The 11,575-nt window shown below is 55.1% G+C and carries 13 protein-coding genes and 1 pseudogene; 8 read left to right on the forward strand and 6 right to left on the reverse strand.

Annotated features, from left to right (window positions below; all coding sequences use genetic code 11):
- Positions 1 to 95 precede the first annotated feature (95 nt).
- Positions 96 to 938: pseudogene (locus HRF49_10870) on the forward strand (hypothetical protein).
- A gap of 9 nt (positions 939 to 947) precedes the next feature.
- Entirely contained in the window at positions 948 to 2,036 is a 1,089-nt protein-coding gene (locus tag HRF49_10875) for a hypothetical protein (protein ID MEP0815148.1), read from the forward strand.
- 110 nt (positions 2,037 to 2,146) lie between these two features.
- Here HRF49_10875 and HRF49_10880 read toward each other — a convergent pair whose 3' ends face one another.
- Complete coding sequence (locus tag HRF49_10880; GenBank protein MEP0815149.1) at positions 2,147 to 2,935, reverse strand: hypothetical protein; 789 nt, start codon at positions 2,933 to 2,935, stop codon at positions 2,147 to 2,149.
- A gap of 99 nt (positions 2,936 to 3,034) precedes the next feature.
- Here HRF49_10880 and HRF49_10885 point away from each other — a divergent pair, with 99 nt between their 5' ends.
- Both HRF49_10885 and HRF49_10890 read left to right on the forward strand, forming a co-directional pair.
- Positions 3,035 to 3,385 carry a hypothetical protein gene (locus tag HRF49_10885; protein ID MEP0815150.1) on the forward strand — a complete coding sequence of 117 codons (351 nt, stop codon included), beginning with the start codon at positions 3,035 to 3,037 and terminating at the stop codon, positions 3,383 to 3,385.
- 10 nt (positions 3,386 to 3,395) lie between these two features.
- Positions 3,396 to 3,704 carry a hypothetical protein gene (locus HRF49_10890; protein ID MEP0815151.1) on the forward strand — a complete coding sequence of 103 codons (309 nt, stop codon included), beginning with the start codon at positions 3,396 to 3,398 and terminating at the stop codon, positions 3,702 to 3,704.
- Between the two features lie 11 nt (positions 3,705 to 3,715).
- Here HRF49_10890 and HRF49_10895 read toward each other — a convergent pair whose 3' ends face one another.
- Positions 3,716 to 4,138: an acylphosphatase gene (locus tag HRF49_10895; protein MEP0815152.1), complete on the reverse strand. Its 423-nt coding sequence runs from the start codon at positions 4,136 to 4,138 to the stop codon at positions 3,716 to 3,718.
- A 35-nt stretch (positions 4,139 to 4,173) separates the two neighbouring features.
- Here HRF49_10895 and HRF49_10900 point away from each other — a divergent pair, with 35 nt between their 5' ends.
- Together HRF49_10900 and HRF49_10905 are read left to right on the forward strand one after the other, a co-directional pair.
- On the forward strand, positions 4,174 to 6,075 hold the full coding sequence (locus HRF49_10900) for a cation:proton antiporter (protein MEP0815153.1): 1,902 nt from the start codon (positions 4,174 to 4,176) through the stop codon (positions 6,073 to 6,075).
- Positions 6,076 to 6,205: 130 nt separating this feature from the next.
- On the forward strand, positions 6,206 to 7,387 hold the full coding sequence (locus HRF49_10905) for an acetyl-CoA C-acetyltransferase (GenBank protein ID MEP0815154.1): 1,182 nt from the start codon (positions 6,206 to 6,208) through the stop codon (positions 7,385 to 7,387).
- A 98-nt stretch (positions 7,388 to 7,485) separates the two neighbouring features.
- Here the strand turns inward: HRF49_10905 and HRF49_10910 are convergent, their stop codons facing one another.
- The 3 genes from HRF49_10910 to HRF49_10920 all read right to left on the reverse strand — a co-directional run bounded on the left by HRF49_10910 (position 7,486) and on the right by HRF49_10920 (position 8,849).
- Entirely contained in the window at positions 7,486 to 7,749 is a 264-nt protein-coding gene (locus HRF49_10910; protein ID MEP0815155.1) for a hypothetical protein, read from the reverse strand.
- Between the two features lie 177 nt (positions 7,750 to 7,926).
- The gene (locus tag HRF49_10915) at positions 7,927 to 8,271 is read right to left on the reverse strand and encodes a DsrE family protein (protein MEP0815156.1); all 345 of its coding nucleotides are present in this window, start codon (positions 8,269 to 8,271) and stop codon (positions 7,927 to 7,929) included.
- Positions 8,272 to 8,396: 125 nt separating this feature from the next.
- On the reverse strand, positions 8,397 to 8,849 hold the full coding sequence (locus tag HRF49_10920; protein MEP0815157.1) for a GxxExxY protein: 453 nt from the start codon (positions 8,847 to 8,849) through the stop codon (positions 8,397 to 8,399).
- 131 nt (positions 8,850 to 8,980) lie between these two features.
- Here HRF49_10920 and HRF49_10925 point away from each other — a divergent pair, with 131 nt between their 5' ends.
- Together HRF49_10925 and HRF49_10930 are read left to right on the forward strand one after the other, a co-directional pair.
- Entirely contained in the window at positions 8,981 to 10,159 is a 1,179-nt protein-coding gene (locus HRF49_10925; protein ID MEP0815158.1) for an amidohydrolase, read from the forward strand.
- A gap of 13 nt (positions 10,160 to 10,172) precedes the next feature.
- Positions 10,173 to 10,379: a hypothetical protein gene (locus tag HRF49_10930; protein ID MEP0815159.1), complete on the forward strand. Its 207-nt coding sequence runs from the start codon at positions 10,173 to 10,175 to the stop codon at positions 10,377 to 10,379.
- A gap of 49 nt (positions 10,380 to 10,428) precedes the next feature.
- Here HRF49_10930 and HRF49_10935 read toward each other — a convergent pair whose 3' ends face one another.
- Entirely contained in the window at positions 10,429 to 11,526 is a 1,098-nt protein-coding gene (locus HRF49_10935; GenBank protein ID MEP0815160.1) for a type II secretion system F family protein, read from the reverse strand.
- Positions 11,527 to 11,575 lie beyond the last annotated feature (49 nt).

An 11,575-nucleotide genomic window follows, 5' to 3' on the forward strand; every position in this document is an offset into this window, starting at 1 on the left:
AACGAGCGTCCACATCATGGCTACCGCAACATGGGAAAACGCCCGATCGACACCATTAACGAATTCCAAAAGAGCGTTAGACAAGATGGTTAGTAGTACATCTTGCCAAGTCGGCCATATTGTGCCGAAATATGCGTACTTCGTATGATTCCGCATATCATGGTTTGAAGGAGAAAAATCCTTCCGGGCAAACGTCTATAGTCGCCCTGACAATGAAGGCCTTTCCATCATCAGCGACCTCACTTAATGCATTTGACGATTTTTGTGCCTTTCTGGGGCACCAGCATATTACTGCCGAAACGACTATTCATATTGCGCATCTTTTGCCCCAAGTGTTAATTGGGCATCGTCTGTGGATGTCAGCATCAGGCACGTTGGAAAGATTCGTTCCGCTTAAACAAATCCGGATAATGCACAACGAAAATGATCACCATATTTGGTTGAAACTGGGGTTTTCGAGGGGAGATTTGACTAGATGTACAGACACTGTAGCTAAGCTTTTAAACGGCACACGTCTCTCTGATACTTTCGAGCTTGTCAAAACAGACAAAGATGACGGCGACGATTGGGCCGTTGAACAGAAAACTGCTGATCGATATACAGGCTATCCATCCGACATCCTTCAGGACACAGTTAACAGACTTAAACCGTTTATTTGGCAATCCGTTATATCGGTTCCGCCATACCGCAAGTATTACTTATACCTGTCACCTGCAGGTGAGGCAAATAGCGTCTTGCCCCAGCTTGCCTCTATTTACGCTACGGCATATTTTCTAAGCTCGGTTACAAGATACCGACCTTCAACATTTTCTGCTTTGGCTAAGGGGCCATATGGACCTTTTATTGAAACATTTCTTCAGGATCAGTTAAACCAATTCCTGTATATTCTTGCATCCGAGATTACGCAAACTGAATTCGCATTCGGAGAGCAAATATAGGAAAGCAAAATGAAAAAGGAAGCAAAGCTCTTATTGAGAAAAGCCGAAAGCGCATTGGTGCTGAGCGTCGAGCATTTCAATAGGCCGTCGGATTTAGGCAGAACGGAGGCCGTGCTTATCCTCTTGGATCACTCGTTTGAAATGCTTTTGAAGGCCGCAATACTTCACAAAGGGGGACGGATAAGAGAACCACGAGCGAAGCAGACGGTCGGAATGGAGAAGTGCATTGCCAAATCGTATTCTGAAGCCAGTTTGAAATTCCTTGATGACGGACAAGCACAAACAATTCGCACTATTAACTCGCTTCGCGATGCGTCGCAACATCACCTTTTGGATTTATCGGAGCAGCAGCTGTACATCTACTGCCAAGCGGGATTGTCGGTATTTCGGGCAATCTATGAAAGGGTATTTGGCCGAAACTTTCTGGCAAATCTGCCTGAGCGCGTTTTACCATTGTCTACAACACCACCAAGCGATTTGTCGGCCGTGTTTGACCAGGAAGCTGATCAGATTAAGCGGCTTCTGCGGCCCAAATCGCGCCATCACCTAGAAGCGGTTGCAAAGCTTCGCGCGCTTGCGGTTATGGAGGCCAGCATTCAAGGCGAATATGTGCAACCTGCAGAGAGCGAACTGCGTAAGCTTGGCAACGAGCTCGCCAGAGGCAAAAGGTGGCAACAGCTATTTCCCGGTGTGGCTACTTTGGAATTATCTTCAAACGGCTATGGCCCATCACTTGACCTGCGAATTGTAAAAAAGGATGGGTTCCCTATCACCTTAGTTCCAAATGGCGAACCTGGAGCTACTCCGGTGGCGGTGCGACGCGTTAATGAAACCAGCTATTACCAATTTGGCCTAATGGAGGTAAGCCGCCGGATAGGAGTAAGCCCCAACAAAACTCACGCCATTGTGAAACTGCTGAAGCTGCAGGAAGATTTGGAGTGTTTCAAGGAAATCGTTATTGGCAAAACACGCCATAAGCTTTATTCCCAAAAGGCCGTTTTGCGCTTACAGGCTGAACTCAAAAGGCGAACAGCAGATGATCTGTGGCTTGAATACAGGGGCAAGGGTATAACCAAGACTAATACAATTGAACTCTAGAATAAATTGCGCATGTCCCTTCCAGATTGACCTGTGATTTACACCAAGCTATCGATCAAGCTTAAAGAACGACTGGGCGATTCGATGTGAGTTGTACAGCTGATGGGACACTATCGAAACCTATATCCTTTTCGCTTTCCACCAGGTTTATTTTCTGGGAATAATGAGTTCATAGCGGCCAACACAGCAACTGCTCCTATTCCCCAAGCGAATCCTTTAACTATACGTAACCACATCGGATCTTGTTCACTTGAGCTAGGTGATTGAATGGGTTGACGTGCAAGCGTCCTTTTAACCAATAATATCCTTGGCGATTCCTGAATTTCCTTTGTAGCATTTTTATGGCTTTCTTCCTTAAGCGCGGTTCTGATATCTTTCCAAATAAGTGGATTAGCCAAGATTGACTCAGCCCTTACTTCAATCCAAGAAATCTCAGCCATATCATAATCATTGGCTTTGTCCTGTTCAACAACATGGCTTTGCAAAACCTCAACTCCCAATAGCGGTTTAGAATCCTGAAATATCATCGCATCGGCCCTGCGGTTTTCGCCGAATGGCCACTCTATCCGAACTTCATATTTTGCGGGATCCATGGAAAACAACTCTGAAGCATCGCATAGCCTGCTTTCAACTCGCGGCGCTACGCATTTCCCGTTTTTCCAATCCCTTATTACTTGCGCAACCCGCTCCTTAGCCGCTGCGTGAATCTGCGACTCACCTGAATGACCAAAAGCTGCAAAGTGGGCGAAGTGATGGGCGCGATCATCTCCCATCCTTGGAAACATCTCCCCTTTGCAATCCGGGCACCAGTATTTGTGCTTGCGCTCAGCCTCGTTTATATGAAGGACGCGCCTGCTTTCTGCAAGAGAATCCAAAGCCCATTCGAACTTGATTTCCACACTTCCATTTTACCAGATCGAAATCCCGTTTTCCCGGTAGGCCATTCGTCAATTCACAGTCAAGGCAACTTGCGGGTATAATCTCGCTTGAGGCACGATATGAAACCGCCTTCCAAAGCCGATGCCATTTCGTCCGGAGTTTCCAAGCCGGAAGCCAAGCCGCGTTCGAACGGCGGCCGCAAGCCGGCAACCGCGGACAGGCCGGATTACAGGGGCGCAATCAAAACTATGTCCGAAGCGAAGCTTCGTAATCTTCTGGCGCAGCCCGGTTTCATCAAGGCGCTGAACAAGACCGACAAGGAAGATGTGATCAAACGGCTCGTCGCCGAGCCGTCGCTGTCCCCGGAGTTCGAGGATTTCGTAGCTGAGCAGTTGGCGAATGATCCAAGGTACAAGAGATCTACAAAACGGTTTGAGGAATTGCTTGTCAAGCTGGGCAGAACCAAATAGACAATTCAAGATGCAGCCTTTACCTCAATACCTGGCGGTCTCGCATTATGCCGATCCGGAGCTCTGCGATGACGTCGAAAAGGGTAAGCTTCTTCCGAAAAGTTATTTGCTTGGCGAGCTTTCGGCTTGGGCCGGGAAGCGCTATTGGCTAAACAGCAAACTGCGCCGAGAGCCAAAGCTCGACCGTGTTTTCGGACCGGAAACGTGGCGGTACCTTCTGAGGGAAAACCTCCACGCTATTGTGCAAATCACATCTGAAGTGGCGTATATTCACGATATCCTGCCATACGACAAGTATGTCCGGCTTTTCGTCAAATAAGCGCGCCGGATTTACCACCCTCCCCTTATCTCGAAATCCCCGAATCCCTCCCACTTTGCGGCCCAAGCCTCCACTTCGTCCACCCTGGCACCCGGGCTCATGCTTTCAACTTGAGGCGGCCCCTCTCTCAGCCGCGCAAGCATCGCGTCCAGGACGCCGCGGTCCTTATGCTCGATGTGCGCCTCGACGCGCCCGTCGGAGAGATTGCGCACCCAGCCGCGGACACCCAGCCGCCGGGCCTCCTCCTGCGTGAACGCCCGGAAGAAAACGCCCTGCACTCTGCCCGATACTAGGACGCGCAACGCGTGGCCTTCTCCGCTCGAAACATGGCCGTTCAGTCCGCCGTTTTCGCCGTCTGCGCGCACGGGAGAATTATACAACCGGCTTTTAGTTGCAGGGCAGCCGCAGCAATCGCCTATTGAAACGCCGTTCATCGCTTTTGTCCACTTCCCGCGGTTTGACACTCCGCATGACCGCAGGTAGAATCGACGCGCCTTTCAAAATGGAGAAAGACATGCACTCAAGCCGGGACGCCCTGAGGTTGCCGATTTCGAACGGCGCGCGGTATGCGCGCTGGATTTTGCTCGCCCTGCCCCTTTTACCGCTTCTGCTCGCGTCGTCCTCGGAGGGCGGCGAAGGCGGAGGCCACAGCGTCATCCTCAACATCGCGCTCGCGATGGTCGCTGCAAGCCTGCTCGGCCTGATTATGAAAGTGCTAAAGCAGCCCGCGATGCTCGGCTACATCCTTGCGGGCGTCGCGATCGGGCCGATCGGGATCGGGATGATCACCGACCACACCGAAATCGTAACGATATCCGAAATCGGATTGATTCTGCTTCTGTTCATGATCGGCCTCGAAATAGATTTGAAAAAGATGCTCGCAGCGGGCCGGCTCGTCATCGTCCCCGGAGTCCTGCAATTCCCGATCTGCGTTGCGATGGGCTGGGCAATCCTCAAGGGGCTTACACTTTTCGGACTGAGCTTCGGCGAGGGCAATTACGCTCTGCTATACACCGCGATCGCGATATCCATCAGCAGCACGATGATCGTCGTCAAGCTGCTTTACGACAAGATGGAGCTGGACACGCTGCCCGGCCGCATAACCGTCGGCATCCTCGTCTTCCAGGACATTTGGGCGATCATCGTCCTCGCGATCCAGCCGAACCTGGCCGATCCCAAAATCCTGTCGATCCTGCTGACGTTCGCAAAAGGCGGATTGCTCGTGGCGCTGGCGCTCGCGATTTCCCGCTGGGTGCTGCCGGTGATTTTCCACGTCGTCGCCAAGATTCCGGAATTGCTTCTCGTGCTGTCGCTTGGCTGGTGCTTCCTAGTAGCGCTAGTGGCCGCGCATCCGTTCGTAGGGCTTTCGATGGAAATGGGCGCGCTGATCGCAGGCGTCTCGCTCGCAACGTTTCCGTACAACCTGGACGTGATCGCCAAGGTCGTAAGCATCCGCGACTTTTTCATCACGCTGTTTTTCGTCGCGCTCGGAATGCAGATCCCGATGCCGACACCGTCGGTTCTTCTCGTATCGCTCGTCATCGTATTCGTCGCGTTGGTAATCCGGGCGTTCGGAGTTTTCGCGGTGCTGCAGACGCTGCGGGCGGGCCACCGCACATCGCTTTTGCCGACGATCAACCTGAGCCAAGTAAGCGAGTTCGCGCTCGTGATCGTCGCCATCGGCATAGGATACGAGCACGTTTCGCAGGAATCGCTGACTTACATCATATGGGTTTTCTCGGTGTTAGCCGTGGCGTCTACTTATCTTGTGACGTACAGCCATCCGCTCCAGGATTTCTGGCGGCGGCTTTTGCTGAAACTTGGAGTGAAGGACATCGGCAAGGCGCTGGAAGACGAGCACCGGCACAAGGAACATCCGATTCTAATTCTCGGATTTTTCCGGATCGCGAGCGCGTTTATGGATGAGGTCTTCCGCAAGCACCAGGATTTAATTGAGCAGATAAAAGTGGTGGACTTCAACCCGGTCGTGCGCAAAAAGCTTGAAAAAATGGGCGTTTACTGCGTTTACGGCGACATTTCCAACATAGACACGCTGCACCATGCGCATGTCGAGGGCGCGAAGGTTGTCCTTTGCTCTGTGCCGGACTCGATCCTCAAAGGGACGACGAACAAGAACCTGCTGTCGCTCGTGCGCAGCTTGTGCCCTGAAGCGCAGGTGATTTTGACCGCGGAAAGCCCGTCTCAGGCGGCCGAGCTTTACAAGGCGGGAGCGGATTTTGTAATCCAGGTCTCCGCTATCGCGGGAGCGGGAGCGGCAATCGCCGTAGAGCAGGCGCTTTCCGGCACGCTCGAAGCGTTGCGCGAAGAGCAGGCCGCGGAACTCGGCGCACGAAACGAAGTGCTTGCCTGACCTGCTTGCCGGGATTTTGTGAAAGTCGTACAAAGCCAGCGTTTCCCCTTTTGCCTCGCCGCGCTTGTGAACTGAATTGCTTTCGCGGTGTATACTTCGCGCGCCTATTCAAGGCCAGGAGGAAGCCGCCATGTCAGTCGTCATTCTCGATGCCGTGCGCACCGCCATCGGCAAGTACGGAGGCACGCTTAAGGACATCCCCGCTGTCGACCTCGGAGCCGCCGCGATCCGCGAGCTGCTCAAACGCCATGAAATCCCGGAGAAGGGCGTCGTGGACGACGTCATTATGGGCATGGTGTGCCAGGGCGGCGCGGGCCAGATCCCGTCGCGCCAGGCCGCGCTCAAGGCCGGACTCGACAGCTCGACGCCTTCGATGACCATCAACAAGGTTTGCGCCAGCGGGATGCGCGCGGTCACATTGGGAGAGGTTCTGATACGGGCGGGCGAAAAGGAGTTCGTCATAGCGGGCGGGATGGAATCAATGAGCCAGCTCCCGTACTACAGCTTCGATCTGCGCTGGGGCAAACGTATGTTCGATTCCAAAATGGTCGACGCGATGATCCACGACGGACTGTGGTGCGCATTCGATCACGTGCATATGGCCAGCCATGGCGATAAAATCGCGAAAGAATACGGAATAACGCGCAAGGAAATGGACGCCTTCGCCGTCCGCAGCCAGAACCGCGCGGAAGCCGCGATCAAAGAGGGAATATTCGCGGAGGAAATCGTCCCGTTTCCGGTTCCACAGGGCAAGGGCGAGCCGCTCGAATTCAAGCAGGACGAGTTTCCGCGTTTCGGCGCGACCCTTGAGGCGATGGAGAAGCTTAAAAGCCCGTTCGGCGCCGACAACCTGATAACCGCCGGCAACGCGCCCGGTGTCAACGACGCGGGCGGCGCGATGATTCTCGTGAGCGAGGAGAAAGCTGCGGAAATGGGAAAGAAGCCGCTGGCCACGATAATCGCGCACGACCACGTCGCGATGGAGCCATATCAGTTCCCGATTGCGCCGGCATACGCGGCAAAGAAGTTGCTGGACAAGGCCGGATTGAAGGTGGACTCGATCGACCTATGGGAGTGCAACGAGGCATTCGCCGCGGTGGTGCTGGCTTGCGGGAAGATCCTCGAATGGAACGAGGACAGGGTGAACGTTAACGGCGGCGCGATCGCGCTGGGCCATCCCATCGGCATGAGCGGCGCGCGGATAATCATGACGCTCGCCTTCGAGCTGAGGCGCCGGGGCGGCGGCAAGGGCGTCGCCTGCATCTGCAGCGGCAGCGGCCAGGGCGACGCGGTGCTGATAGAGGTGGATTAGCCGGCGAGTTTATCGGTCGCCTTGCTAAAGTATTACAGGACTTGTTTGCTGGACGTTGATCCAATGCGCATTATCCAGTGATACTGCGCAACAAATATTCACATCCATCGCGCGGGACAACCAACCTTCTCCCACGGCTTCCGCCGCGAGCCGAGCCATGCGCCGAGAATCGCACAGAGTGCCAGAGCAACTATGGCAATCAAGGCAACGGCGATGACATAGTAAACTGCGTGTGACGTCAGCGCGGGAATGTTGTATTCAATAAAAGTCCCCTCGGCAATCTCCTCCTGCCGGCTGGCCGCCCCCTCGAAGACCCAGCGAAGTTCATACAAAAGGACCGGCAGGAGCGCCGAAACGAGCATGGCTTCGCAAAACGATCCCGCAACCGGTTTTGCAGAATTTGACGCTTCGCGTAAATATTTGACGATTGCGTTGGAAGACGTGCAATTGGACTTCGGAAATGGGATTTGGTTCGCGGCGGGAATTCAAATTTGCGGCGTAAATGCCGCGCCCTTTATGCGTCTCGCTGAGTCCCGAATTCAAAACGTCAGTATCCTGTCCGAGCCGGCGATCCACCGCACGAGGTCGGGCAGCGTGCTTACCTGCGCTTCGGGGATGATTTTGTCGTGCGGAATGCCCGCGCGGTCGAGACATGTCCCGCACGCCCGCAGCTCCGCGCCCCGTCCTAGCGCCTCCCGCAGGAACCCGTGCGCCTCGTCTCCGGCCGCGGCAAGGTCGCCATGCGCGATCCATACGCCGTCGTTCATCAGGAAAACGCGGGTGGGCATCCCCATCTCCTGGGCTTTGTTTGCAATGCGGGCGGCGTTCCAGGCGACGTCGGTGCCGTCGCCGGGCCGGCGGTTGAGAACGATTAGAAGGGCCATCGGGCGCTCTCCGGAAATGGAATAAAGACGCGGAGATTATAGCCCCGCGGCGCGTAAGGATGCATGGAAGGCCGCGGATTTGCGCGGATGCCCGCGGATGGGGATTGGATTACGGGATAACATACCTAGGAATTGTCTGACGCCATATCGAAGCCCGGCAGCTTCTTGCGTTCATTTGAATACACAAGCCGCTTGAAGGTTGGCTCCGGGCCGAAATTCAGAACATAGCCGACTTGGATCTTCGTGGCGCGAAGATAGTTCATTATCTGCGCCTCGCAGGATTTGTCAATCGCCTTACCAGTCTTCAATTCCAAAATCACCTTCTTCTCGACCACGATATCCGCACGGAAGTCCCCGACCAACTGTTCCCGAAAATACACCGGTATCGGACACTGTGATTCGATGAAAAGACCTGCATCTCTCAGCGCAATAGCCATTGCATTTTGATAAACGGATTCAAGGAATCCTTGCCCCAGTTCGTTGTACACGTCGTAAAACACGCGCAGAATTTGATTTCCGAGCGCCTTGTAAAGGAACTTGCTTGTGCTTTCACTCAATTTCAAATCCACTTCCTGCATCGGCGCATTTTAGCAGTAGATTCAAAGAAACAGGTCGAATGCTTGCCTTAAATCCGTGAAAATCCGCGCGAATCCGCGGCGAAACCGATGTTCTATAATCTCCCGGCTTAATTCCAGTCGAGGTGGTTCCAATGTGCGTTTCCGGCGTTAGAGTTTCCAAGGCGGTGCTTGAAATCGAGCCGAAGGTTATCGAGTGGCGGCGCGACTTCCACATGCATCCGGAAATCGGGATGCTCGAATTCCGCACGAGCGAAAAGGTGCAGGCGCACCTGTCGGCGCTTGGAATTCCGTTCAAGGTGTACGCCGGGACGGGCGTCGTCGGGCTGCTGGACAGCGGCAAGCCCGGGCCGACGGTGATGCTGCGCGCGGACATGGACGCGCTGCCCGTCGAAGAGGAAAACGACATACAGTACAAGTCGCAGAACCCGGGATGCATGCACGCGTGCGGCCACGACACGCACATGGCGATGCTGATGGGGATCGCGCAGGTGCTGAAAAACGAGGGGCTTTCGCGCGGGCGCGTCAAATTCTGCTTCCAGCCCGGCGAAGAGGGCCGCGACGGCGCGAAGCTTATGATCGCGGACGGGCTGTTCCGCGACGAGCCGGTGCCCGACGTCGCGCTGGGGATGCACATCTGGAACAATCTGCCCGCGGGCGAGGTGGCGGTGCTCGACGGGCCGTGCATGGCCAGCGTGGACGAGTTCGAAATATTCGTGCGCGGGGTGGGGGGGCACGCGGCATACCCGCACCAGACGGTGGACCCTATTGTGATAAGCGCGCAGATAATCACGGCGATGCAATCCATCGTCAGCCGCACCGTGGCGCCGATGGACAAGGCTGTTCTTTCGATTTGCGAGGTGCATGGCGGCACCGCGTTCAACATCATCCCGCCGGAGGTCGTGCTGCGCGGCACCGTGCGCACGTTCCTGCCGGAAACCGAGGCTGCGATACGCAGGCAGGTGGAGGAGATGCCGCCGGCGATAGCGAAATCCATGGGGGGGGAAGCGGAAGTGAACTACATCGTCAAACTGCCCTCGACGATAAACGATCCGAAAGTCGCCGGATTCGCGCGCAGGATCGCCGCGGGTATAGTTGGCGATGCGAAAGTCGTGGACACCGAGCCCTCGATGGGCGGCGAGGACTTCAGCCTGTTCGGGAGGCAGGTTCCGGCGGCGTTCGTCTTCCTCGGCAGCAGGAATCCGGAGAAAGACGCGACGATGCCGCACCACCACCCGAAATTCAACGTGGACGAGGACATGTTCAAGGTCGGCGTGGAGCTGGGCGTCCGGTTCGCGCGGGAGTGGGGGTAGAAGGGGAAAACAAATGGCGAAGATAAAGGGATTTGATTGCATCGAAATGAAGCGCAAAGCGTCGCTGAAGCTTCACGAAGAGCTTTCCTGTTTATCTGGATCGGAGCGGAAAGCATTTTGGGATGAAATTCTTAGAAGAATGATCTCCGAACGAGACCGCGACCGCGCCGCGCACGCAAAGTCGGAAGCCAAGAGGCCCGCAGCCTCGGGAAAGAACTAGCCATCCAATAGTTCGACTTTAAACAAACATTGCTCCGCTTGCGTGCGGTCTATTTTTCGATACCAACAAGGTTGAACATCGGCAAGTAGAGGGATATCACTACCGTTGCCACCACAGCGCCGACGGCGATAATCACCCCTGGTTCGACAAGGTTGCGCAGGTTCAGCGTCATTATCCGCGCTTCTTTCTCGCAGTTATCGGCAAGCATTGTAAAAGCGCATTCCAAGTCTCCCGCTTCTTCGCCTATTTTGACAGCCCTCCGGACAACCGCCGGGAATCTGCCCGCGAGCCTCATCGCGTGAGACAGGCTGGTTCCCTGCGCAACTTCAATTTGCAGCCTGCCGATCGCGCGCTGATAAATCACGTTTTCGACCGTCTCCTTTGCCGCCGCAATCGCTTCGAGAATCGGTACCCTGGCCGATAGGCATGTCGCCATCGCGCGCGTGAAACGCGCCATTTCGGCTGCCGCAACCATTCGTCGGATCGGCGGAATCCGAAGCGATATCGGGTCTATCAGAAATCTGCCCGGACGCGATTCCCTGAATTTGAGCAACATCAAGTGAATCGCCGGAAGCAGGAACAGCACCGGCCAATCGGCGACCATCCAGTCGCTGATTGCGATTACGATTCTTGTTAATAGCGGCAGCATGTAAATTCCGCCCGAAAAATCCCTGTACAGAACGACGAACTGGGGAATAACCCATATCATTCCGAATGTTCCCACCGCCAGCGCAATAGTCGCGACCAGAACCGGATAAATCGCCTGCGTTCGGGCGCGCCGCCGATTGCGGTTTAGCTCATCGTAAGTCCGGGCAACTTCCTCCATTCGCTCGGGAAGACGCCCGGTGATTTCGCCGACAAGTAATGAAGCCCCAAAGAGCCGCGGGAAAATGTCTGAGCGCCTCATCATCGCCCGCCCAATCGAGCCGGAATGTACGAATTCGATGCAAGCGGCTTTGATGGCGGCGGAAATTTTCGCGTCCGCGCCGACCGCAGCGATCTGCCTCATCGCGGCCTGCGCGTCCAGTCCCGAGGACATCAAAATCGAAAGCTGCCTGCAAAGAAACGACAGCCTTGAATACCCGAGACCGCCGCCGCCGCGGAAAAAACCGGCCAAGGCGGAAATCAAAGCCCGAAATCTGGACATGCATCTCTCCGGTTGCCCCTTCCACCCGGAAATTTGGACTTGCGGATTG

It is taken from the genome of bacterium (genome assembly GCA_039961635.1).
Lineage (GTDB): Bacteria > 4484-113 > 4484-113 > JAGGVC01 > JAGGVC01 > JABRWB01.

Excerpts from the sequence above, each read along its gene's own strand:
- HRF49_10930 (MEP0815159.1), top strand. The coding sequence starts at position 10,173 with ATGGCGAAGATAAAGGGATTTGATTGCATCGAAATGAAGCGCAAAGCG.
- HRF49_10875 (MEP0815148.1), top strand. The coding sequence starts at position 948 with ATGAAAAAGGAAGCAAAGCTCTTATTGAGAAAAGCCGAAAGCGCATTG.
- HRF49_10900 (MEP0815153.1), top strand. The coding sequence starts at position 4,174 with ATGACCGCAGGTAGAATCGACGCGCCTTTCAAAATGGAGAAAGACATG.
- HRF49_10935 (MEP0815160.1), bottom strand. The coding sequence starts at position 11,526 with ATGTCCAGATTTCGGGCTTTGATTTCCGCCTTGGCCGGTTTTTTCCGC.
- HRF49_10925 (MEP0815158.1), top strand. The coding sequence starts at position 8,981 with ATGTGCGTTTCCGGCGTTAGAGTTTCCAAGGCGGTGCTTGAAATCGAG.
- HRF49_10915 (MEP0815156.1), bottom strand. The coding sequence starts at position 8,271 with ATGGCCCTTCTAATCGTTCTCAACCGCCGGCCCGGCGACGGCACCGAC.
- HRF49_10885 (MEP0815150.1), top strand. The coding sequence starts at position 3,035 with ATGAAACCGCCTTCCAAAGCCGATGCCATTTCGTCCGGAGTTTCCAAG.
- HRF49_10905 (MEP0815154.1), top strand. The coding sequence starts at position 6,206 with ATGTCAGTCGTCATTCTCGATGCCGTGCGCACCGCCATCGGCAAGTAC.
- HRF49_10910 (MEP0815155.1), bottom strand. The coding sequence starts at position 7,749 with ATGCTCGTTTCGGCGCTCCTGCCGGTCCTTTTGTATGAACTTCGCTGG.
- HRF49_10895 (MEP0815152.1), bottom strand. The coding sequence starts at position 4,138 with ATGAACGGCGTTTCAATAGGCGATTGCTGCGGCTGCCCTGCAACTAAA.
- HRF49_10890 (MEP0815151.1), top strand. The coding sequence starts at position 3,396 with ATGCAGCCTTTACCTCAATACCTGGCGGTCTCGCATTATGCCGATCCG.
- HRF49_10920 (MEP0815157.1), bottom strand. The coding sequence starts at position 8,849 with ATGCAGGAAGTGGATTTGAAATTGAGTGAAAGCACAAGCAAGTTCCTT.